The sequence below is a fragment of the Natronoglycomyces albus genome, from assembly GCF_016925535.1.
In the GTDB taxonomy this organism is placed as follows: Bacteria; Actinomycetota; Actinomycetes; order Mycobacteriales; family Micromonosporaceae; genus Natronoglycomyces; species Natronoglycomyces albus.
Genome location: NZ_CP070496.1, coordinates 2,198,735 through 2,220,830, shown reverse-complemented (window position 1 = coordinate 2,220,830; position 22,096 = coordinate 2,198,735). Strand labels below are relative to the sequence as shown.

The 22,096-nt window shown below is 60.5% G+C and carries 23 protein-coding genes and 1 pseudogene; 15 read left to right on the top strand and 9 right to left on the bottom strand.

Features of this window, described 5'->3' with window-relative positions; translation table 11 throughout:
* Positions 1-8: 8 nt before the first annotated feature.
* Both JQS30_RS09440 and JQS30_RS09435 read right to left on the bottom strand, forming a co-directional pair.
* Positions 9-1,034: an S-adenosylmethionine:tRNA ribosyltransferase-isomerase gene (locus tag JQS30_RS09440; RefSeq protein WP_213170040.1), complete on the bottom strand. Its 1,026-nt coding sequence runs from the start codon at positions 1,032-1,034 to the stop codon at positions 9-11.
* Positions 1,031-1,768, bottom strand: coding sequence for an SDR family NAD(P)-dependent oxidoreductase (locus JQS30_RS09435; protein WP_213170039.1), 738 nt, complete (start codon positions 1,766-1,768; stop codon positions 1,031-1,033). The genes JQS30_RS09440 and JQS30_RS09435 overlap by 4 nt, the downstream gene beginning before the upstream one ends.
* A gap of 192 nt (positions 1,769-1,960) precedes the next feature.
* Here JQS30_RS09435 and JQS30_RS09430 point away from each other — a divergent pair, with 192 nt between their 5' ends.
* Positions 1,961-3,103, top strand: coding sequence for a GAF domain-containing sensor histidine kinase (locus tag JQS30_RS09430; protein ID WP_246497843.1), 1,143 nt, complete (start codon positions 1,961-1,963; stop codon positions 3,101-3,103).
* On the top strand, positions 3,096-3,746 hold the full coding sequence (locus JQS30_RS09425) for a response regulator (RefSeq protein ID WP_213170038.1): 651 nt from the start codon (positions 3,096-3,098) through the stop codon (positions 3,744-3,746). The genes JQS30_RS09430 and JQS30_RS09425 overlap by 8 nt, the downstream gene beginning before the upstream one ends.
* A gap of 166 nt (positions 3,747-3,912) precedes the next feature.
* Here JQS30_RS09425 and JQS30_RS09420 read toward each other — a convergent pair whose 3' ends face one another.
* Entirely contained in the window at positions 3,913-4,605 is a 693-nt protein-coding gene (locus JQS30_RS09420) for an HNH endonuclease family protein (RefSeq protein ID WP_213170037.1), read from the bottom strand.
* Positions 4,606-4,981: 376 nt separating this feature from the next.
* Between JQS30_RS09420 and JQS30_RS09415 the strand changes: the two genes are divergently transcribed.
* On the top strand, positions 4,982-5,428 hold the full coding sequence (locus JQS30_RS09415; RefSeq protein ID WP_213170036.1) for a hypothetical protein: 447 nt from the start codon (positions 4,982-4,984) through the stop codon (positions 5,426-5,428).
* 373 nt (positions 5,429-5,801) lie between these two features.
* On the opposite strand, the gene JQS30_RS09410 is transcribed toward JQS30_RS09415, so the two are convergent.
* Complete coding sequence (locus JQS30_RS09410; RefSeq protein ID WP_213170035.1) at positions 5,802-6,689, bottom strand: DsbA family protein; 888 nt, start codon at positions 6,687-6,689, stop codon at positions 5,802-5,804.
* A gap of 245 nt (positions 6,690-6,934) precedes the next feature.
* Complete coding sequence (locus JQS30_RS09405) at positions 6,935-7,768, bottom strand: aldo/keto reductase (RefSeq protein ID WP_213170034.1); 834 nt, start codon at positions 7,766-7,768, stop codon at positions 6,935-6,937.
* Between the two features lie 161 nt (positions 7,769-7,929).
* Here JQS30_RS09405 and JQS30_RS09400 point away from each other — a divergent pair, with 161 nt between their 5' ends.
* A complete protein-coding gene (locus tag JQS30_RS09400) occupies positions 7,930-8,292 on the top strand; it encodes a YbaB/EbfC family nucleoid-associated protein (protein ID WP_213170033.1) in 363 nt (120 codons plus the stop codon).
* Positions 8,289-8,717: a YbaB/EbfC family nucleoid-associated protein gene (locus tag JQS30_RS09395; RefSeq protein WP_213170032.1), complete on the top strand. Its 429-nt coding sequence runs from the start codon at positions 8,289-8,291 to the stop codon at positions 8,715-8,717. Before JQS30_RS09400 ends, JQS30_RS09395 begins: the two co-directional genes overlap by 4 nt.
* Before the next feature lie 141 nt (positions 8,718-8,858).
* On the opposite strand, the gene gmd is transcribed toward JQS30_RS09395, so the two are convergent.
* Positions 8,859-9,854: a GDP-mannose 4,6-dehydratase gene (gene gmd, locus JQS30_RS09390; RefSeq protein WP_213170031.1), complete on the bottom strand. Its 996-nt coding sequence runs from the start codon at positions 9,852-9,854 to the stop codon at positions 8,859-8,861.
* A gap of 205 nt (positions 9,855-10,059) precedes the next feature.
* Between gmd and JQS30_RS09385 the strand changes: the two genes are divergently transcribed.
* Positions 10,060-11,037: an NAD(P)H-quinone oxidoreductase gene (locus JQS30_RS09385; protein WP_213170030.1), complete on the top strand. Its 978-nt coding sequence runs from the start codon at positions 10,060-10,062 to the stop codon at positions 11,035-11,037.
* Between the two features lie 213 nt (positions 11,038-11,250).
* On the opposite strand, the gene JQS30_RS09380 is transcribed toward JQS30_RS09385, so the two are convergent.
* The gene (locus JQS30_RS09380) at positions 11,251-11,565 is read right to left on the bottom strand and encodes a MerR family transcriptional regulator (RefSeq protein WP_213170029.1); all 315 of its coding nucleotides are present in this window, start codon (positions 11,563-11,565) and stop codon (positions 11,251-11,253) included.
* A gap of 265 nt (positions 11,566-11,830) precedes the next feature.
* Here JQS30_RS09380 and thrS point away from each other — a divergent pair, with 265 nt between their 5' ends.
* From thrS to pdxS, 9 genes and pseudogenes are all read left to right on the top strand, one after another.
* Complete coding sequence (gene thrS, locus JQS30_RS09375; RefSeq protein ID WP_246497842.1) at positions 11,831-13,879, top strand: threonine--tRNA ligase; 2,049 nt, start codon at positions 11,831-11,833, stop codon at positions 13,877-13,879.
* A 131-nt stretch (positions 13,880-14,010) separates the two neighbouring features.
* Positions 14,011-14,835, top strand: a complete 825-nt coding sequence (locus tag JQS30_RS09370) for a DsbA family protein (protein ID WP_213170028.1) — start codon at positions 14,011-14,013, stop codon at positions 14,833-14,835.
* Positions 14,836-15,336: 501 nt separating this feature from the next.
* Positions 15,337-15,819 (top strand): HIT family protein, encoded by a 483-nt coding sequence (locus JQS30_RS09365; protein ID WP_213173028.1) that lies wholly within the window; start codon positions 15,337-15,339, stop codon positions 15,817-15,819.
* Positions 15,820-15,825: 6 nt separating this feature from the next.
* The gene (pgsA, locus tag JQS30_RS09360; RefSeq protein ID WP_213170027.1) at positions 15,826-16,434 is read left to right on the top strand and encodes a phosphatidylinositol phosphate synthase; all 609 of its coding nucleotides are present in this window, start codon (positions 15,826-15,828) and stop codon (positions 16,432-16,434) included.
* Positions 16,435-16,437: 3 nt separating this feature from the next.
* A pseudogene (locus tag JQS30_RS09355) lies at positions 16,438-17,319 on the top strand (phosphatidylinositol mannoside acyltransferase); the annotation flags it as partial.
* A gap of 218 nt (positions 17,320-17,537) precedes the next feature.
* Positions 17,538-18,659, top strand: coding sequence for a glycosyltransferase family 4 protein (locus JQS30_RS09350; protein WP_343076209.1), 1,122 nt, complete (start codon positions 17,538-17,540; stop codon positions 18,657-18,659).
* A gap of 127 nt (positions 18,660-18,786) precedes the next feature.
* Positions 18,787-19,305 (top strand): hypothetical protein, encoded by a 519-nt coding sequence (locus tag JQS30_RS09345; RefSeq protein WP_213170024.1) that lies wholly within the window; start codon positions 18,787-18,789, stop codon positions 19,303-19,305.
* Between the two features lie 125 nt (positions 19,306-19,430).
* Positions 19,431-19,598 (top strand): hypothetical protein, encoded by a 168-nt coding sequence (locus JQS30_RS09340; RefSeq protein ID WP_213170023.1) that lies wholly within the window; start codon positions 19,431-19,433, stop codon positions 19,596-19,598.
* Between the two features lie 60 nt (positions 19,599-19,658).
* The gene (gene pdxS, locus JQS30_RS09335) at positions 19,659-20,582 is read left to right on the top strand and encodes a pyridoxal 5'-phosphate synthase lyase subunit PdxS (protein WP_213170022.1); all 924 of its coding nucleotides are present in this window, start codon (positions 19,659-19,661) and stop codon (positions 20,580-20,582) included.
* Positions 20,583-20,754: 172 nt separating this feature from the next.
* Here pdxS and JQS30_RS09330 read toward each other — a convergent pair whose 3' ends face one another.
* On the bottom strand, positions 20,755-21,357 hold the full coding sequence (locus JQS30_RS09330) for a hypothetical protein (protein ID WP_213170021.1): 603 nt from the start codon (positions 21,355-21,357) through the stop codon (positions 20,755-20,757).
* A gap of 286 nt (positions 21,358-21,643) precedes the next feature.
* Entirely contained in the window at positions 21,644-22,096 is a 453-nt protein-coding gene (locus JQS30_RS09325; RefSeq protein WP_213170020.1) for an SSI family serine proteinase inhibitor, read from the bottom strand.

The window sequence follows — 22,096 nt, the reverse complement described above, 5'->3', positions numbered from 1 at the left end:
GATGGTCTTCAAAGAATCAGATGTACGTCCCCGAACTCGTGCCATAGATAGCGTTGGTCGATGGCTTCGCGGTAGCTGCGGTGGAGCATCGAGTGATCGCTGATGGCCTCCAGCATGGCCAGATGAGTTGATGCCGGTTCGTGCAATCCGGTCAGCAGCCCGTCTACTGCTTGCACTCCGACCGTGGGAGTCACGATATGACTGGTCAGGCCCGAAGTTGCTTGAACTTCTCCAGTGGAATCGACGGCGGATTCCAGCGCCCGAACGACCGTGGTTCCCACGGCGATGACACGTCCGCCGTTGGCGCGGGTTGAGCGCACCGCCCGGGCGGTGTAATCAGGTACGTCGAAACGCTCGGGATAGGGGAGTTCGTGACCCTCCAATGACGACACGCCAGTATGGAGGGTGACGGGCCGAATGCCGATTCCCGCTGAGACGAGCTTCGTGACCACCTCGGGGGTGAAGGGACGCCCCGCTGAGGGCATCTCGGCACTTCCGGGTTCGGTGGCGAAAACTGTTTGATAGTCGCTCAAGGGCCAGGCTTCATCGACATATGAGTAGCGAATCGGGGCACCGTGCCGCTCCAACAACCGCAGTACGTCAAGCCCGGTGATGTGGGCTCTCCACAGTCGTGACGAGTAGGGCTCAAGCAGCCTGAGGCGGGTTTTGCCCGGTAGCTGCAGTGTGTCGCCGGTCAGACCACCCGCATAGGGGCTATGTGAGTGTCCGTGTGGTTGCCGCAGTTCAATCAGCCAAACGTCTTTCTCCAATTCGGTGGAAAAATGCACGAGTAGTCCACCGGAGGTGGGCACCGAGGCGGCGACAGTCGCGGAGTTATTGACGACCATGAGGTCTCCTGGACGCAGAAGCGTCGGGATTTGGGAGAACCAGTGGTGAGAGACTTTCCCGGCGGTGGAGTCCGACAGCAGTAGCCGAACGTCGGACCGCGATGAGTTTCGCTTCTCGGTCGGGGCAGACGCCTCTAGCGATGGGTCAAGCGTGAACTCCAAGGCCGGGGGAATGATCGTGGTCATGATGGTCGCACCTCCGTGGGCAGTTGTTCGAAATGAGGCTGAGCCGACTCGGTTTCAAAGTCGAGGGCCCGGACGCGGCCTGATGCGGGCCGCAGTCGGATGAGGTGCGCTATTGCCGCTGCGGGCCGCTGGGGTGGATTCGCCCCGGCCGCTTCGGCCGGTCCCAGGGCCTCGTGCAGCATGGCGGTGTTCATATCGCTGGGTTCCACGGCCCACACCCGAATGTCGGGTTCTTCGGCTCCCAGCACATTGGCTATCTGGTCTAGAGTCGCCTTTGTGGAGCCGTAGGCTCCCCACTGTTCGTAGGGCTCGGTGGCCGCGTCTGAGGAGATGGTGATGATGGCCCCTTGGCGGGCCCGCACGAGTGGAAGTATCGCCTGGGTTAGCGCCAGCGGCGCGAACACATTGGTGGTGAACAAGGGCGCAAGTTCGTCAACGTAGACGTCAGCCAGCTTTGGCAGCGGGGTCGGCCCAAGACTGGAGGCATTATTGACCAGCAGGTCCAACCCTCCCAACTCGTGGGCTTTCTTGGTGAGCCGATCGCGGTGATGTGGATCGGCCACGTCTCCGGCCAGATAGTGGGCGCCGATTTCGGTGGCGGTCTCGGATAGGGCCGCCTCGCCACGGGCAGTCAAAAGGAGAGTCCATCCTTCATTGGCCAACTGCCGGGCGAGGGCTTTCCCGAGTCCGCGGGAAGCGCCGGTGATGAGTGCAATGCGTGAGTTCGAATTCATGGTTTCGAGGTTATGAAGAAGTGCGGTCGCGCGCCTGGGGCTAAGGTCGCATTGAGTACTGGTCCGCTGGTCTTAGGACCATTGGTCCAATATGCCCTCCATGAGGTCGAGTAATTTGCTGAGCTGCGAAAACGGCGTCGAGGGTGGCTGTTCGGCGACTAGCCGGGGCCGGGTGCCTTATATAGTGAAGTCATGTCCGATCCCCGTTCGCACGAACCCATGCGGGTTCTGCATGAGGTCAGCCAGGCTGTCGCCGCGATCAACCGGAACTTGTCGGCGGCCGAGGTGATGACGGTTATTGCCCAGTCGGCCCGCCAGTTGGTTGGCGCTGACTACGCGGCGGTGGGAATTCCGGACGACTTCGGTGGGTTTGCCGAGTTCATCACCGATGGCATTGGGGACAAACAACGTTTGGCCATTGGGCCGTTGCCACGCCAGCATGGCCTGCTTGCCGCCATGCTGAGCCAGCGTCAACCTGTGCGTCTGGACGACATTCGGCGCGACCCGCGTTTTGAGTACTTTCCGAAAGCCCATCCGGTCATGGCGGCGTTTCTAGGGGTGCCGATTTTCGGAGGTGAGGACGAAGAGGAGAACATTGGGCTGGTGGTGGTTGCCAACGACTCTGGCAAACCCGGTTTCTCTGAGGACGATGCCGAGCGGCTGACACTACTGGCCTTGCATGCCGGAATCGCCCTGCGCAATGCTCGCCTTTACGAACGTTCGCGGGAGCTTTCGATTGTGGAGGAACGCAATCGTCTGGCGCGGGACCTGCATGACGCGGTGTCTCAGCGGCTGTTTTCTCTTCGGCTGACCTCTCAGGCGGCAGAATCGCTTGTCGAATCCGACCCTGAACGCGCCCGGGCGCTGATGGGGCAAGTATCGCAGCTTGCTCGGGAAGCGGTGGCCGAGTTGCGAGCTGTCATCGTCGAATTGCGGCCCGCGGACCTCGACCGAGAGGGGCTGCTGGAATGCTTGCGACGCCAGATTGAACTGGTCAGTCAGTCGCATCCGGCGCACATTGAGGTCGAGGTCTCAGGCGAGTCGCGGCTGGAGAAGAACCAGGAAGTGGACGTCTTGCGCATTGTGCGGGAGGCACTTCACAACGCCTTGCGACACGCTCACGCTGAGCGGATTCTGGTCACAGCCCACGCCACTGAGGTTCTGCGGGTGGAAATTTCCGACGACGGGGTCGGTTTTGATCCCTCCGAGGCCGCCACCCGCGGTATGGGGGTGTTGTCCATGACTGACCGCGCCAGCACCATCGGGGGGCGGCTCCACATCCAGTCCAGTCCGGGCCGTGGAACGCGGCTTAGCTTGGAGATCCCGAATGAATGAGGACGTCATTTCAGTGCTTTTGGTCGATGATCACCCGGTGGTGCGGCAAGGATTGCGGGCCTACCTGGATACTCGTGCTGAGCTGGAGGTTGTTGCGGAGGCCGAGAACGGGATTGAAGCACTCGACGCGATTGCCCTGCATCGCCCTGACGTGGTGTTGCTTGATTTGAAGATGCCACATATGGACGGCCAGGGGGTATTGGAGGCGTTGCGGGGAGGAGCTGACCCGATGCCGCAGGTCATTGTACTCACCTCGGCAACTGATGTTGAGCATGTACCGGCGGCGGTTCAGGCCGGAGCGGCAGGCTTTGTGTACAAGGACATCGAGCCGCACGCACTGGTACAAGCGATCGCGACCGTATATGCGGGTCAGAACTTGCTGGCTCCCCAGGCGATGCGCCATCTGATGAATCCCAAAGGCGGCGGTTCGACCCCCTCGGCCGTCGAGCTGACTCCGCGTGAGAAACAAGTGTTGCAACTGATCACGGCCGGGCAGACGAACCGGCAAATCTCTCGCCATTTGACGGTGGCAGAGAAAACAGTCAAGACTCACGTGACGAACATCTTGTTGAAGATTGGCGCGGCGGACCGCACGCAGGCCGCCGTATGGGCTGTTCGCAATGGGTATAGCGCAGATGCTTAGCCTCTAGCGCTGGGACTTGAAACGATTCATGGTCTTGTGCACCAGAGGGACATGCACAAGACCATGAATCGTTGGGGTACCGGGACGTTGTTGGAGGATGGAGACAGAGCATCGGTTCCGGCACCCCGGACCCGGAACCGATGCTCTCACTTGGAGGAGACGGGACTTAGCAGGCTGTATCGAGGGTGCTTTGTAGCGCTGAGCGTTCGGCCGCATCGACGCTCAGATCGTAGAGGTGTTTGACGTTGATCCAGGACTTGGCGTAGTCGCAGTGAATGGCGGTGCGAGGGGGCATCCACTCGGCCGGGTCGCGGTCACCCTTTGAAGCGTTGGAGGATCGACTGACGGCCCACAGCGCCGAGGAGTTCACGTCGTTGGCGAATTCGGCGCGTTCGGCGGTGGTCCAGGAGGCGGCGCCGGATCTCCACGCTTCGGCTAGCGGCACCATGTGATCGATGTCGAAGTCCCCGGCGTTGGTGGTGGTTTCTCCGTCGAATTCGGAGAACCAGGATCCCGATGTGGGCTGGCAGTTGCTGTCGGTCTGGACGTTGCTGCCGTCGCGGACGAGGACGTATTGGCGAGCGGTGCACGGTGATTCGACGACCCGCCAGTGTGGGAATAGATCTCGACTGTAACCGTCTCGGGAACCTTCGGGTTCGACGGTGAGCCCGTTGAGTTGGCTTTGGGCCTGGGAGAGAGTGGGGATGCCCGGAGGAATGGAGGCTACCGAGTATCCGTCATTGGCAGTGGTCGGAGTGTACTCGGCTGCGGCAGGAGCGGTGGCGAGCGACGTGGCGAGGACGACGGCACCGAACGTGGCGGCTATTGATGCCCAGAAGCGGGGAAGTCTGCGCTTCACGATGAGTCTCCTTCGTAGACCTGGCTACGGGATCGAGCCCGAAGCATCGGGGAGGCGAACATGCTTCAGGTTGACGGCTCAGGGGAAAATGGGACTGTCTATGGGGTGAACGGTCGGGATAATCTGTCAAAGCATCGAGATATTGACATGCCTCTATTATTCATCGGATGATTGGCCGTCTCAAGAGGTGATACACAAATACCGCGACCAACTATTCACTTAATAACCAGCTTTCACCCTGAGTCACAAGTGGAGTGCGCATCGACAGTTCACAGTGGTCGATATGTACTATCTGATCGATTTCCGCCCCAAACAAGTCCAGGCCTCACCGGTGTCGAAACCGAACGAGCCACTGAATCCGACCTAGGGTGGAAGTATGAGCGATGCGAATGGAATGCAGTCCGACGACAGCCACGGGGAGAACTTTCACGGGTTCACCCTGGGCCCCCTTGTCGGCGACATAGGAACGCCGTCCGATTTTGAGCACCAATGGGGCGAAGTCGACTTCTTCCAGCGAGTATGGGAAAGCCCAACTGACTCCGGCCACCGAGTAGACCTACAAGTCATAGTGATGCGGGGGGAACGACTGTGTGACATTGAGGCTGTGGTGGAATTCTTGGCCGAATATCATGAGCAAAGGCGTGACGAATGGCATCTAGAAGACTTTGCGCACCCCGATGGGGCCGGGCGTCGAGGCGACCGCTTCGTTTTCTGGTTGGCTGATCCGAAGGTAGCCGTGCAAGTGCGCGATCCATTCGATACCTGGGGCATCGAAGCCGTCAGTACCGCGGCATGTGCGATCCGCAAGAGAGATAAGTCCTGAAACTTGGATACCTGATTCCGGCTGGTCCTACAGCGGCGATAGCCCCCGAAGCTGGTTGCCCGCATCATCGACGAATTGGCTGAGCGCCTACTGGTTCTCATGCCCACGTATCAATGCTGGTTAGACGTACCACGTCGACACATGTGGCGACCGAATGCCACAAAGGTGGCGCGATTACCTGCATTGCCTATGCAATAGCCGCCTGCGGCATTGTCGTCAGCCCGTTCACCAGCGCAAACTTCGCCTCCCGCGGCCTTGCATCCGCACTTTCGCATGAGTTTCTGTTGCCAAGCGTTGACCGAAAGTCGGCGCTGTCATGCCGCAGTGTCCAACGGCTAGGCATCCCCTCGGCCCCAGCCAGGACAGGCCCTCGTTAGCGTTGGCCGATGGCATCGAGTACACCAAAGGTGTCGACGGATTCACCATCCACCCACACCGAAGGCGTGTTTGTGATTCCGTGCAGGGCCGCGTGTGCGGAGGTCTCCATCCCAAATTCGCCGAATGTGCCCTCGGCTAGGCATGCTTCGAGTTCGGTGGACATTCCAAACTGGTCGGCGAACTCGATCAGATCGGCCTGCTGCATGGCTCCGGTCTCCTGCGGCGGTTGAGCCCGCAGCAGCTCGCGGTGAAATTCGCCGAAAGAGTCTTCAGCGTGCGCATGGAAACAGGCCGCCGCTGCCGCTGACTGGCCCGAGGCCGTCGCGGATCCTTGGTTGTAACCCGCGTTGTCCACCGGAATGTAGTTGAGGGTGATGTCGTCATTGAGCGCCATGGCGCGCAATTGGTCCCCGTATTCCGCGTCAAAGTTTTGACAGGCTCCGCACAAGTAGTCGAGGAACACATCGACCACGATCTCGCCTGTTCCCAGCGTCAGACCGGGGCCGTCGTAGTGCAGTTCGTCCACAGTTTGCGCTGACGACCCAGGTGTGGAATCGGAATCGGACGTGCCGGACTGAAACAGGAAGTAGATCGTCATGATGACACCGAGCAGGAGGATCGAAGCCAAGGAGATGCCGATGATGAGGGCGGCTTTTCCGCAACCGGATTTCTCCTTGCGGGCGCGGGCGCTGTGAAAAACGGCATGGGGATTGTATTGCCCAGGGGCCGGGAGCGGTGATCCACCGTTGGGCACGTGGCTGTTGTGAGCAGTCGGGTAGTGACCAGACTGCGGGTGTCCACGATAGGGCGAACCGGGATGAGATTGTGGCCGATGCTGACCGTAATCGGGGCTGTGGTGGCCAGGGGGAGGCGGGAAGGCCATGGGGATTCTCCTTGGATGACTCACGCGCACGGCGCCGGGGCCCTCAATCCTGTCCGGGAACACCATCGTGTCCTCGGGGTCGGGGCGCATCAGAATTAAGGGGGTGGCCGCTGAAGCTCCCCCAGAATACGACTCTTGCGCCACCATGTTCTGCCGCCAGGCGCGATCTGAGGCGGCACGGATAGTTACCCCTGGTGCGAACGGCTCCGGCACGGTGGGCCGTGCTGCGAGAGCGCCGGTAGGCCTCAGTGAACCTCGTAGGGGCTCCCGCCTTGCCGTTCTCCGGTGTCAAGTTTGTCGATGGCGTGCATTTCCGCTTCAGACAGCTCGAAATCGTACAGGTCGAAGTTAGCTTTTATGCGGTCGGCGTTGACTGATTTGGGGATGACTAGGCAGTCTCGTTGCAAGTGCCATCGCAAGACCACTTGTCCGGGGGTCGTGCCATGTGCCTTCGCCGCGGTGGTGATGACTTCTTCATTCAACAGTGTGCCCGCGCGTTGTCCCAACGGTCCCCAAGACTGGGTCGCGACGCCGTTTTCCAGGTGCCAGGTGCGCAAAAATGGCTGGTTGAAGTACGGGTGAAGTTCCACTTGGTTGAGAACCGGCATCACGCCGGTCTCATCGGCGAGCCGCTGCATGTGCTCTGGTTGGAAATTGGAGGTCCCAATCGAGGTCACGAGGCCCTCGGCGCGGGCGGTGATGAGCGCGCGCCAAGTGTCGACATACCGGTCGGTATCCGGACAGGGCCAGTGAATGAGGTACAAGTCCAGGTAGTCGGTCCCCAAGCGGTTAAGACTCTCGTCGAGGGCCTGCCTGGTCTGGTCATAGCCTTGGTGGTTGTTCCATACCTTTGAGGTCAGGAACAATTCCTCCCGGTCGATCCCGCTGTTGGTGAGAATGTGGCCTAGCTCAGATTCGTTCTGGTATAGCTCAGCGGTGTCGATGAGGCGGTATCCGGTCTCCAACGCTGTGCTGATAGCTGAGTGTGCCTGGTCTCCTTTGACCTTGGAGGTGCCGTATCCGACTCTGGGGATCTCAACGCCGTCGGTTAGCAAGATGGTGCGTTCGCGGATCTGCATGGGCGCGATCCTAACGTGAGACAGCCATGTATGTCACAGCCTTAGTGGAGTTTTTCGCGTTAGCGATAGTCGGATATTGTGAACGCAGTTGGCGACAGTGCCGCTGGGATAGCCGCACTGTTCGCGCTTTCTAGGAAACCCGCTATTAAGGATTTCTCCTCATGGACGAGCAGGACTTTCAAGCCAAGGCCGACCGCCTTAAGCGCATGGTCGAAGAGGCCGAACTAGAGGTTACCTCCGAAAATAAGGAGGTGAGCGTGCTGATGGGGCCAGCTGGGTCGATCAAGGAATTGGAACTGAGCCACCGCGCGCTGCGCCTGTCCGGATCTGAGTTGGGCACGATGATCGTCGAGACGCTGGCAAGGGGGCGTCAGGAGATAGACGCCGACCTCAACGCAAAGATCTCCGCGACGCTGGGAGAGACTTTTGGTGGCACCGGTGAGCAGGACTTCTTCAGCGGAGGACTCCCGGACCTGAAGGACGTCATCGGCGAGGACGAGAACACGGAAGAGGAGAAGAAGTGACTGACAACAACCCGCTCTCGGGGATGCGCAACAACCCTCGTCCTGACCCCGAGGAAATGATGGCGAAACTGGAGGAAATGCAGCGCGAGGCCGAACAGACGTTGGCTAAGTACGAGCAGCTGCAGGCGGAAATGGCCAGCGAAAGCACGGAGGCGGTCAGCGAAGACGGCTCCATCAAAGTCGTCCTCAACTCCGAAGGACACGTCACCGACATTGACATCGAAGACGCGGCGATGCGCCACGGTACGCGTCTGGGTGGCATGATCCGGCAAACGATCGATGAGGCCACGGCCACCTACTCCATGAAGATGGCGCAGATGGCGCAGCAACTTGTCGGAGACATGGACATTATGGGCATGGTGACCGACTCGATTCCAGAAAACGTGCGTGACCGTGCCCGCGATAATCTGGGCCGCCGCGACTAGAATTCCAGACACAACGACACAAAAGACCGGCTATGAGAGCCGGTAACAGAGGCTGGCGTACGGGAATGCCCGGCGTCAGTTTTTCGTTTGCGATGAACTCCACCGGGCCAACAGGTGGCACATACGTCGCAGGTGATGAGATTATTCCCTATTCTGAGCCAGGGCTTGACGGTCAGCATCGACCATCAGCGCCGCCAACGCTTCCCAATTAGTGTGAGCCCGCCAGCCGATCGCCGCCTCAATCTTGCTGGGATCGCCAATTAGGTGCGGAACCTCAGCGGGACGCTCATAACGGGCGTCGTATTCGACATGGTCGCGCCAGTCCATGCCCGCATGCGCAAAAGCCGCCGCGCAGAATTGCTCCACCGAGGCTCCTTGGCCGGTGGCGATGACGTAGTCGTCGGGCCGGTCTTGTTGCAGCATCCGCCACATCGCCTCGACATACTCAGGCGCGTAGCCCCAATCGCGTACCGCTTGCATATTGCCCAGGTACACCCGCTTCTCCAGGCCCGCCTCGATCCGGGCCACCGCCCGCGTGATCTTGCGGGTCACGAATGTTTCGCCTCGGCGTGGGCTTTCGTGGTTAAAGGCGATGCCGTTACAGGCGAACAAGTCAAAGGCCTCGCGATAGTTAACCGCCGACCAATAGGCGTACAGCTTCGCCACCCCATAGGGGCTGCGCGGATGGAACGGCGTCAGTTCGCTTTGCGGGGCCGGCGTGGTTCCATACAGTTCCGAGGTAGAGGCTTGGAACACCCGGGCGTCGATGCGAGCCGCGCGAATCGCCTCCAACAGCCTGATAGCCCCCAACGCTGTGACATTCGCCGTGTAGTCGGGTAGGTCGAAGCTGACCCGGACATGGCTTTGCGCAGCGAAGTTATACACCTCGGTCGGGGTGATGTCTCGGATCAAATTAACCATCAGCCCGGCGTCGGTCACATCTCCGTAGTGAAGGAATAGCCGCCGCCCCGACTCATGTGGATCCTGATAGATCGCATCCAGACGAGAGGTGTTGCCAATATGGGAGGACCGGCGGACGATGCCGTGCACCTCATAGCCCTTGCCCAGCAGCAGTTCAGCCAAATAAGAACCATCCTGGCCGGTGATACCGGTGATGAGAGCAACCTTCGCGCCCACTCGCTTCCTCCTTCATCTGGAGCCTCCTCAGGCCGCCACATTGCGGCAAAGCAGACCATCGACGTTCATTCACAGAGCTTTTGTGGTGGCCACAACCAGTCAGCCCACAACCGCACGCACCGTACCCCTCAACATCTCCCACGATGAGAAGTCGCACCCTAAATAATGGTTGCACCGAAACCAAACCGCGCTACGATCAACCACTATGCGCGCAGTCGTCATTGAGGCCCCAGGGGGGCCGGAAACTCTGGTCGAAGCCGATCTACCCGATCCGACACCAGGGCCCGAAGAGGTCGTCATCGACATCGCGGCGGTGGGCGTCAACCGAGCCGACCTGTTGCAGAGGGCCGGGCACTACCCGCCGCCCAAAGGCGCGCCCGCCTGGCCTGGCCTGGAATGTTCCGGGCGCATCAGTGCTCTCGGAGACGACGTTACCAGCTGGGAGCTCGGCGAAGAGGTGTGCGCACTACTTCCCGGCGGCGGCTACGCCGACAAGGTTGCGGTCCACTACGGGCTGCTCATGGCCGTACCCGATGGCGTCGACCTCATAGACGCGGCCGCTCTCCCCGAAGCCGCGGCCACTGTGTGGTCAAACCTCGTGGACGTCGGCGAAATTGAAGAAGAACTCACCGTCCTCATTCACGGGGGAGCAGGCGGCATCGGCACCTTCGCCGTGCAATTCGCCAAAGCCGTCGACGCGGTCGTGTACACCACAGCGCGCGAATCAAACCACGACGGCCTGCTAGAACTGGGCGCCGACGTCGTCATCGACTATGAGAACGAGGACTTCGTCGCGGTACTCAAAGAAGCTGGCGGGGCTGACATCATCCTCGACAACCTTGGCGGAGGCTACCTCGACCGCAACATCGCGGCCCTCGCCCCCTATGGACAGTTGATCACCATCGGGCTGCAAAAAGGCCGCACCGGCGAAATAGACATGGCTCGCCTCATGGCCAAACGCGCCCAAATCACCGGCTCCACCTTGCGCTCGCGATCACTACTGTCCCGCATTCAGATTCTCTCCGGGGTCGAGGATGACATGTGGCCACTAGTGGAGGAAGACGAGATCATCATGCCCATCCATGCCCGCCTGCCGCTGGCCGAGGCCGCGCAGGCGCATCGGCTCATGGAAGCAGGCGGGCACTTCGGAAAGATCCTGCTCGTGGCCGACGAGGATCTCTAAGGACCTATTGACAGCACTCACAGGCGTACGGGCAGCCCTGAACCGTGCAACACGGGCAATCAGTCTGTGACATGCTCACCTCCTCTCGTCGATGCGAATCGGTTCGGGCCCGTTCGGTGAGGGCGCTGGCGGGCACCACTGTGGCGGCAGCTGGCGAGCCGATTCCTCGTCGCAGGGGTCAGCAACCGACTCACGCACATTCGCCAGCTGGGCCTACGGCACTTGCAGCCGCCTGATCTCGTCCTCGACCTCGGCCAGACGACGCGCTAGGAGACCCTCAGCGCTCTCGCATGGACAGCGTCCCGTGTCGCGCACCTGCAACAGTTGAGCAATGTCAGCCAACGTGAGGCCCAGCCGCTGGCATGTGCGGATGAATCGCAGACGGTCGATAGAGTCTTCCTGATAGAGGCGATAGCCCGCACTAGAGCGGCGAGGAGCGGGCAGCAGCCCCTCGCGTTCCCAAAACCGCACCGTATCGGCACTAACCCCGATCGTTGTGGCCAATTGGCCGACCGTCATCGCGTTCATTGATCAAACGTAGACCTTGGAGCCGACTCCAAGGTCAAGGCATAGACGAAGGATTTTTCCGGCGCTGGCCACGTGGGGTCCATCGACGGTTTCGATGAGGTCAGTGACGGTGCCGCTCTGTGGTGGGCGCGCCGCAACTCACCGGGACTGTAATCGGGTGGAATGCCAGGTTCGGCCGTGATTAAGATTGACATGGCAACGTCGGGCCCGGCGCGTCTGCGTCACCTGGCCCGATCCGACAACTTTTGTATTGCGAGGGATATCTGTGGCTTCCGCATCGCCCAATCAGTCTCCAGCCGTTATCGAGCCGCTTCAGGTCACGGCTGGCACTACGTGCGCCGATGCGGTGGTTCAGGCAGGTCTTCCCACAACGGGTCCGAAGGCCATCGTGGTCGTCCGTGATGCCGAAGGCCAGCTCAGAGACTTGTCCTGGGCCCCGGAATCGGACGTGGTCGTGGAACCGGTGGAGCTGGACAGCCCCGATGGCCTTAACGTCATGCGCCACTCTGCGGCCCACGTCATGGCGCAAGCGGTGCAGGAACTGCACGAGGACGCCAAGTTGGGCATCGGCCCACCGATCCGCGACGGTTTCTACTATGACTTCGACGTGGCGCAACCGTTCCACCCCGATGATCTCAAGCAAATCGAAAAGCGCATGTTGCAGATCATCAAACAGGGGCAGACGTTTTCCCGGCGCGTCTATGACAGCCAGGATGAGGCCCGCAAGGAGCTCAGCGACGAGCCGTTCAAGTTGGAGCTGATCAACACCAAGGGCGACGAGCTGGACTCCGAGGAAGTCATGGAGGTTGGCGGAGGCGAACTGACCGTCTACGACAACCATAATCCCAAGACCGGTGAGGTGGAGTGGTCTGACCTCTGCCGTGGCCCCCACTTGCCCACGACCAAGCTCATTGGTGCGGTGAAGCTGATGCGCTCGGCCGCCGCCTACTGGATGGGCTCGGAGAAGAACCCGCAGCTCCAGCGCATTTACGGCACCGCCTGGCCAACCAAGGCCGACCTCAAGGAGCACCTGCGCTTGCTTGAGGAAGCCGGGAAGCGCGACCACCGCAAGCTCGGTACGCAGCTGGATTTGTTCTCGTTCCCCGAGGAGTTGGGCTCGGGCTTGCCGGTCTTTCACCCCAAGGGCGGCATCATCCGCCGGGAAATGGAAGACTACTCTCGCCGCAAGCACATCGCCGCCAACTATGAGTTTGTGAACACGCCACACATCACCAAGGCGAACCTGTTCCACACCTCAGGGCACCTGGGCTTCTACTCCGAGGGAATGTTCCCCCCCATGGAGATGGAAGGCGCGCAGTATTACCTCAAGCCAATGAACTGCCCGTACCACTGCCTGATCTTCCGTTCCCGGGGTCGCTCCTACCGTGAGCTGCCGTTGCGGATGTTCGAATTCGGGTCGGTCTATCGCTACGAGAAGTCCGGGGTGGTACACGGGCTGACTCGAGTACGGGGCATGACGCAGGACGACGCCCATATCTTTTGCACCAAGGAACAGCTCGCCGCAGAGCTGAAGAGCCTGCTGGGCTTTGTCCTTGACCTATTGCGGGATTATGGCCTGGATGACTTTTACCTGGAGCTTTCCAGCAAGGACCCTGAGAAGTACATCGGTAGCGACGAGGTCTGGGAGGAATCGCTGGAGGCGCTACGGGCCGCCGGCGAGGAATCGGGTCTGCACCTGGTTGACGACCCGGGTGGGGCGGCTTTCTATGGGCCGAAGATTTCGGTGCAGGCAAAGGACGCCATTGGTCGTACTTGGCAGATGTCGACCATTCAGCTTGACTTCAACCAGCCGGAACGTTTCGGATTGGAGTACGTGGCGGCTGACGGTACGCGGCAGCGGCCCGTCATGATCCACCGGGCGCTGTTTGGGTCGATCGAGCGGTTCTTCGGGGTGCTCACCGAGCACTATGCCGGGGCGTTCCCGGCCTGGCTGGCTCCTGTACAGGCCATCGGTATTCCGGTGCGCGGGGAGAATGTCGACTACCTGGATGAGTTCTTTGCTCAACTGCGAAGCGCGGGCGTGCGCTGTGAGGTGGACTTTTCCGACGACCGGATGCAAAAGAAGGTCCGCAACGCGCAGCTGCAGAAGATCCCGTTCATGATCATCGCCGGAGACGACGATCAGGCGGCGGGAACCGTGTCGTTCCGCTATCGGGATGGATCGCAGCGCAATGGCGTGTCTAAGGATGAGGCGTTGCGGCATGTGGTGGAGTTCGTGCAATCACGTGTGAACACCAGTCCTTCGGCGGCGGAAGACAACGCCGCGGAGCCCAGCGCCGAGAGCACGACCTAGTAGTAGGTGAACATTGCCACTGACAGCCCGGCGCAAACCTTAGTTTGCGCCGGGCTGTTTTACCGGTGGCACCGGGTGTGCCCCAGGCCATGGGCGGAATTTTCCGAACCGGGCGTGACGTTGGGCCAGATATGAAAGCAGAGTTCTGGGCCGACGTGGTGAGCCCCTGGGCATACGTCGGCAAAAGCCGAGTAGACGATGCCCTCGCCAGCTTCACTGGAGAGGACGTCGATATCGTGTGGCGTCCTCTTCCAGTGGACAGCCGCGTCGATTCCACTGAAGCCGCCCGCGTCATCCTCTTGGCGCGCGCCGACGGTGGAAGCCAGACTCAACATGCCGTCGCCACGGCGCTAATGGAGGCGTGGCACGTCGACGAGCGTGACGTGTCATCTCTCGATGTCGTCATTGAGGTTGCGCAGGCGGCCGGATTCAGCCAGGCCAGCGCGCTCATGAACAGCGACGCCGGTCAACAGGAACTGGCCGAGCAGCTGCTGCGCGCCAAAGCGATCGAGGTGGAGACCTCTCCGACCATGACCGTGGGGGAGCAGTCTTTGGCCGGAATCCAGGAGGAGTCGGCGATCCGGGAGTTTTTCCAGGCAGCCGCGTCCAACCGTGAACTTCCCGAGGAAGTCGCTCGCCTGCGGGAAGCCGATGCGTTGCTGACCAAACACCGCGACCCGCGTGGGGCGCTGCTGCTGATGCAGCCGCTACTGGAGCGCTTCCCCAACGACGGCAATGTCAAGCAGCTGGCTGCTCGGGCGTATTTCGCCTCAGCGCAGCTGGCTAAGGCCCGCCAGCTGGCCTCCGACATGGTCGATCAGAACCCGGCCGACTTCTATGCTCGCCTGTTGCTAGGACGAACATTGCAGCGACTCGGGCGAGTTGAGGAGGCTCGGTCGCATCTGCGCCTAGTCGACGGCTTCGACGCCGAGGGGCTCGATGAGGAAGGAACCTAGGCGTATCCCGGTCGACGTGTGGACTGTGGGGTCAAGGATTCTCAGTGAGGAATGGGGGACAGGGCTCGTCTGGTTCTAACTGGGCGGGCCCTGTACCGCGCCTGAGAGCTTGTTGCCAGCATGGGTGCAGGCCAGCTGTTGACGTTCTCCGGGTGCACTACCGACGATAAAGCCTGTTGAATAAGCGAGAGGCCACGTTCCAGGTGGCTAGCCTCTGGTTGAGGCGTGGCCCAACTCTGGCCGAAATTGACACTGAGATGCGCCTTTGCCGCATGCGGCCCCGAATTTCGCGCTGGGCCAGCCGAAAATGCCCCTTCCTTCCAATCCGGTCGCCTCAACTGCGCCCTCACATATCACTGCTGCCGCTAAGGCGCGGCTGGCGACACCCGGTAGCGGCATGTGCGCGGGAGGCTTAGGATCGGTCACGTGAGTGATGAGAAACGCGAAAGTGACCTGGCAGGTGAACAAGACGGCTACCAGCGGTTGTGGACGCCTCACCGTATGGCTTACATCAAGGGGGAGGGCAAACCCACCGGCGCACCTGAGGACCGACAAGGTTGCCCCTTTTGCGAGGTGCCACAGCTGGACGACGAAACCGGCCTGATTGTGACGCGGGGCAAGTCGATGTATGTGGTACTTAATAAGTTCCCGTACAACTCGGGGCACTTGATGATCTGCCCGTTCCGCCATGTCGCCGACTACACAGATCTCCATGACGAGGAAGTGGCCGAAATGGGAGCGCTTGTTCAGCGCTCCATGCGTGTCATCCGGGCCGTCATGGGCGCGCACGGGTTCAATATCGGCATGAACCAAGGCGCGATATCCGGAGCTGGTATCGCCGGTCACCTGCACCAACATATTGTCCCCCGCTGGGGTGGCGATGCGAACTTTATGCCCATTGTGGGCCAGACCAAAGTGATTCCGCAGTTTCTGTCTGATACTCGGGCACAACTGGCGCAATCCTGGGAGAAAGAACTATCTTAAGTAGACATGGCTAAGTTTCTCAGAACTCAAGGCCGCAGTTGGCTGCGCATCTTCCTCGACTCCATCGCTCGGCGCTGTGTTGCCCTTGGTATCAGCGCCAACGCGGTAACCCTCGCCTGCACCTTCGTGGTCGTCACGGCCAGCGTTGTGCTCATTCCGCAAGGCTACTGGGTATGGGCGTTCTTCATCCTCCTAGTCGCCTGCCTTGGCGACATATTGGACGGTTCGATCGCTCGTATCCAAGGCGGGGGCAGTAAGTTTGGAGCGCTACTGGACTCAGTATGCGACCGCATCGCAGACGGGGCGATTCTAGGGGCCGTCGCCTTCTGGTTTGCTTTGCAGGACCGTTATATCGAAATGGCCGTGGCGTTGGCGTGCCTGGTGACCTCCGAAGTGGTCTCATACGTAAAGGCGCGGGCAGAGGGATTGGGTGCCACGTGCGACGTGGGTTACGTCGAACGCCTGGAGCGGCTGATCTTGATTGGCCTCGCAGGCCTGTTGGAAATATTTGGCGTGCCCTTTGGAATGTTGATCGTTCTGAGTTTGCTAGCGGCACTTTCGTTCGCCACCATCGTGCAGCGTCTGCTGCACACTCGTGACCAACTGCGGAATTGAGGAATGCCAGTGCGTGATGCGTTGGTGGAATTTGCCTATCGTTCCGGGTGGTCACTGGTTCGAAGAATGCCCGAAGGTGTGGCCGCCTCGCTATTCCAACGGTTGGCTGACCGGACATGGCGCGCCAACGGCGGTGGAGTAAGACAACTACGTGAAAACCTCCGTCGCGTTACAGACGGCCGCCTCAATGAGGAGGAACTAGAGCTCCTGGTACGCGATGGGATGCGGTCCTACCTGCGCTACTGGATGGAGGCTTTCCGGCTACCGACGTTGAGCCAGCAAGATGTGCTGCGTCGATTCGAGATGCACGGTTTCGAACCCGTCGCCAAGGCCAGCCGGGCTGGGCGCGGCTCAGTTGTGGCCTTGCCGCACTCAGGTAACTGGGACCTGGCGGGAGCATGGGTCGGCGCGCAGGGACTGCAACTGTCGACGGTGGCCGAGCGACTTAAACCCGAAGGCGTCTTCCAGCGTTTCTTGGATTATCGGCGTGAACTGGGTATGAACATTATTCCGCTCACGGGTGGGGCCCGGTCACCACAGACGGAGCTCGCCGACTGCCTCGCCAAGGGTGATGTGGTGGCCTTGGTGGCCGATCGCAACCTATCGAGTGGGGGAGTGGAGGTCGATTTCTTCGGCCACAAAGCTCTCTTCCCTTCCGGTCCCGCGCTCTTGGCTGCCCGTGCGAACGTTCCGCTGTACGCGGCGCACATTTTTTATGCCGAGGACCGGGCCGTCTGCTACCTGTCCGAGGAGATTCCCGTAGCGGGACCCGGACGCCTACGGCAACGAGTCGCCACCGCGACTCAACAGGTCGCCGATCACTTCGCACGTGGAATCGCCGAACACCCGCAGGATTGGCACATGTTGCAACGCTTCTGGCCGGATCTCAATGTCCGAGCCATGGAGCGAATGTCGGCCCGTGGTGACCAAACAGGTGCGCATACCGAGGCCGCTCCTGGAAGCACGGATGCCCCGGGCTCATTTCCACTCAGCGAGGATTCTTCCGACCAGGGCTCCCAAGAACGCCCAGTGCGGGACAATACAGCGGATGAGAACGGCTCCACTAACACCGGGCGTACGACCGAGGACTTGACATGAGCGCTTTGCGCATAGGTATCGTCAGCCCTTACTCCTACGACGTTCCCGGCGGCGTGCAATTCCATATCCGGGACCTAGCTGAAACCCTTATCGCCGCGGGGCATCACGTCCAAGTCCTCGGTCCGGCCAGCGAGACGGCTGACCTTCCCTCGTACGTGACCGGCATCGCGGGCTCGGTGGCAGTTCCCTATAACGGTTCGGTCGCCCGCCTGGCCTTCGGTCCTCTCGCCGCCACTCGTGTCCGCCGGTGGGTCAAGGCCGGTGATTTTGATGTCATTCACGTGCACGAACCCATGACACCCAGTCTGTCCTTCCTGGCCGTCCTCATGGCCAGCTGCCCTGTCGTCGCCACGTTCCATACCGCCATGACTAGATCGAGGACGCTCGCCGCAGGGCGCGGTCTCGCCCAGTTGGTGTTGGAAAAGATCTCCGCGCGTATCGCCGTCAGCGCCTTGGCACGAAAGGTGCAGGTCGAGCATCTCGGTGGGGGAGCAGTGGAGATTCCCAATGGCGTCTTGATATCGGCGTATCGCACCGCCTCGCCGCTGCCAGAACGTAAACCAGACGGCCATACTCTGGGTTTCCTTGGGCGTTTCGACGAGCCGCGCAAGGGTTTCGGGCTCCTTCGAGAAGCGTTTGCGCAGTTGGCGCCAGAGCGCCCGGAGCTGAAGCTAGTGGTAGCGGGCAAAGGCGACCACAAGGCTGCCGTCGAAGGTCTACCGGCTGACGTGGCCGCGCGCATCGAGTTTCTTGGCATGGTCTCCGACGAGGAAAAGGCCCGAATGCTGCGCAGCATAGACATCTATGTAGCCCCCAATACTGGCGGCGAGTCGTTCGGCATGATCTTGGTCGAGGCGATGGCCGCGCGGGCCTGTGTGCTGGCCAGCAACCTGGAGGCATTCCGGCTGGTAGTCGATGACGGCCGTGCTGGCGCCCTGTTCACTAACGGCGATGCCGACAATTTGGCCAAACACATCAGAGGCCTCCTGGACGATCCGCAGATGCGCGCACAGTACGTCAGTTACGCGGATGAATGGGTGAAACGGTTTGATTGGCCTGTGGTGGCTACTCAGATCACAGAGGTCTATCGGGCCGCCATTGACGCTGATTCATCGCCTGCGGCCTGAACTGGCGTCGCAGCAGGCTTTAGCGCTACCGCGATGGGAGCCAGTAGTAGTAAGGCGATGTCAGATTGCAACAGTTGATTCACAGACGTGATCACCTTTGTGCATGTTAAGGCGATAGCATTGCCCTATGGTGTGGTTGGTAACAATGTGTGGGCTGGTAGTGGCGCTGGCGACCTATGTGTGGTGGTCGCTTCGCCGCGTCAATCGTCTGCATCAGCGGGTGCACGGTGCTGAGCGGGCCTTGGTGGCCAAGCTCGATGAGAGGGCCGCGACTGTCTTGAAATGGGCGGATCGGCCCGAATGTGACGAGGCGGTTCGGATTGCGAAGGAAGTCGTGTGCGCCCCGGTCAACACGACGATGGACCGTGAACGTCGCCAGTACCGTGAGAACGACCTTACCGAGATTCTTCGCGCTCTTCCACCGTCGTTGCCAGCGCATATGCTTGAAGAGCTTGCCGCGAGCAATCGCCGAGTCTCGGTGGCGCGTCAGGTGCACACTGACGTGGTTCGTGACGCGATCACCTCCCGGGAACGCCGAGTCGCCGTGTGGCTGCGCTTTGCCGAGAGGCTTCCCCGCCCCGAATACTGGGAGTTGGCTGATCCGAAGCTGCGGCATATCAACCTTTCGAGTCCTGTTCGGGCATGAATACACCTATAGGGCTGATATGGGGCTTTGTTGCTCACTGATATCGGTTTTCGGTGACCACTTGGGCCGGTTGTGCCCGCTAGCACGCCAAAAGTTGCCTATGAGTCGTGAGATAGGCTTGAAGCATGGCTAAGATTTCGTATCGGTGCGAGGAATGTGGGATCTTCTTCTCCTTGGAGGTATCCGACGATGGAGGACAGTGCCCTCGCGGCCATAAGAACCTGAAAGTCATCACCGGCGGCGACGCCACATCAACCAGTGACGAATGTTGTGGCTCTGGCTGCTGCGATTAGCGTCGATCACTGTGAGCGCCGTCGCGGCGTAAAATTCAGGGTGTCAACTACCCCGAGGAAATGGGAGCGGTCAGCGTGTCCAACCAGCAAAACACTGCGGAAACCACCGTCGGCACCGCGCGCGTTAAGCGCGGCATGGCCGACATGCTCAAAGGTGGCGTGATCATGGACGTCGTCACTCCTGAGCAGGCGAAGATCGCCGAGGACGCCGGTGCGGTGGCAGTTATGGCCCTGGAGCGCGTTCCGGCCGACATCCGTGTTGAGGGCGGAGTTAGCCGGATGAGCGACCCGGACATGATCGATGGCATCATCGACGCAGTGTCGATCCCGGTCATGGCGAAGGCTCGCATCGGCCATTTTGTCGAGGCTCAGGTGCTTCAGTCCATCGGCGTCGACTACATCGATGAGTCCGAGGTGCTGTCGCCAGCCGATGAGGCCAACCACATCGACAAGTTCCCCTTCACTGTCCCATTCGTGTGCGGAGCGACGAACTTGGGAGAAGCCCTGCGCCGCCTCAGCGAGGGTGCGGCCATGATTCGCTCCAAGGGTGAAGCGGGTACGGGCAACGTGGTCGAGGCGACTCGTCACATGCGCCAAATCCGGGCGGACATCAAGCGATTGAGCACGATGGACTCCGCTGAGCTCCACGCCGCTGCGAAGGAATTGCGCGCCCCTTACGAGATCGTCGCCGAAGTGGCCCAAGCCGGTAAACTCCCGGTCGTGTTGTTCACCGCTGGAGGCATTGCCACTCCCGCCGACGCGGCGATGATGATGCAATTGGGTGCCGAGGGTGTTTTCGTGGGTTCGGGCATTTTCAAGTCCGGAGACCCCGCCAAGCGCGCTGCCGCCATCGTTAAGGCCACTGCCTTCCACGAAGACGCGGATGTCATTGCCAAGGTTTCACGTGGCCTGGGTGAGGCCATGGTCGGCATCAATGTCGACACCTTGGACGAGGCGAGCAAGCTTGCCAAGCGTGGCTGGTAATACCCAGCAGAACTGATTGGTCTGGCGTTTGTGACGTGGACTGATCACCCGTGGCGAACACTGTGGGGCGGCCGATTCCTCGGCCGCCCCACAGTGGCTGTGAGCTCTTTCGATAGCGCAGCACCCTTGAGACGAGAGCGGTTGCGCGGTTAGAGATTCAGCGGCACTGTCTCTAGGTGCTCGGCTGTGGTGAAATCGGGTCATCGGTGATGTCATCGAGGACATCATCAGGCAGGTCGGCGCCGATGGCGGCCACCAACTCAGCAGGCAGGTGAGCGATGATCTCTGCCTGAACGTCCTCGGGCAGGATCGCCAAGAGTTCAAGAAGCAGCGAAACCTGCAGGTCGATCAGAAGGTCCTCGGGAAGCAGATCGAGAAGCTCTTCGGCGCTGAGGTCAGCCAGAACCGTCGCGAGGATGTCGGCGTCGATGAGACCGGTCGGGTCCGTGAGGTCACCCGGATCCACCAGATCACCGGGATCCACCAGATCACCCGGATCGACCAGATCACCCGGATCGACTAGATCACCCGGGTCCACCAGATCACCCGGATCGACTAGATCACCCGGGTCCACCAGATCACCCGGATCGACTAGATCACCCGGATCGACCAGTCCCGGATCCACGAGATCTGGGTCCGCAAGCTGCTGCGGCGCGGAGTCGTTGTCGTGCGTACTGTGGTGATGAGCGGCAGCGGGACTGCTGTAGCCCAAAGCGAGGGCGCCAGCGGCTACTGCTGCTAGGCTGCCGCGAATGATGTTTCGTGTTTTGTCCATGCGTTGCAGGTTAAAAAAGATCAACGGGGATTTTGGCGGATTTGCCAACAAACTCTGAGAGTTCGCACCGTGTTCTTAGTCTATTCGCAGGTCGTTCTCGGCGTTTCCCAGTGAGAAAAATTTCGGGAGAAGGCATTGGTGCCCTCTCCCGAACCCGATGAGCATAGAGTCCTGTCACATTCTGGACATTGATGGCAATCAATGAAAAGTCAGGTGCGATCCTCAGTTACCCAGTAGCCTGCCGACAGGCGATTTCGCATCGCTGCTCAAGCTCACCTAGATTAGGTCAAAAGTCGAAAACTATTCCGCCGGTTTCGGCGTTGGCCTGGCAGGCATTTCCGAACTCTCCTTGGAACTGTTGATACTTCCCGTCCCACATGATCCAGGCGTGCAACTGAACCGGGTCACGCTCCATTGTGCAGTAAGTGTCCACGATCGGTATCATCGCGATGCGTCCGTTGGACTCCTCTAGCTGCTGGCATGCCGCTGAGTGTCGTGGATGATCGTGGGTTCCCTCGACGCAGTGCAGCACTTGACTACGGTATTGCGTGTGATTGGAGGACACTATCGTCAGCACGGCGGTGCGCTGGAAGGCACCGGGCGAAAAGTCGGGCTGCGCCGCCGCTTCGGTAACCGGACCCTCCACGGGCATGCGTTCAGCGGAAGCCGGTGCGGTGACTGCGGCCACGAGACCGGTCGCGAGTGCCACAGCGGCAATACGAGACATGAATTGTTTCAT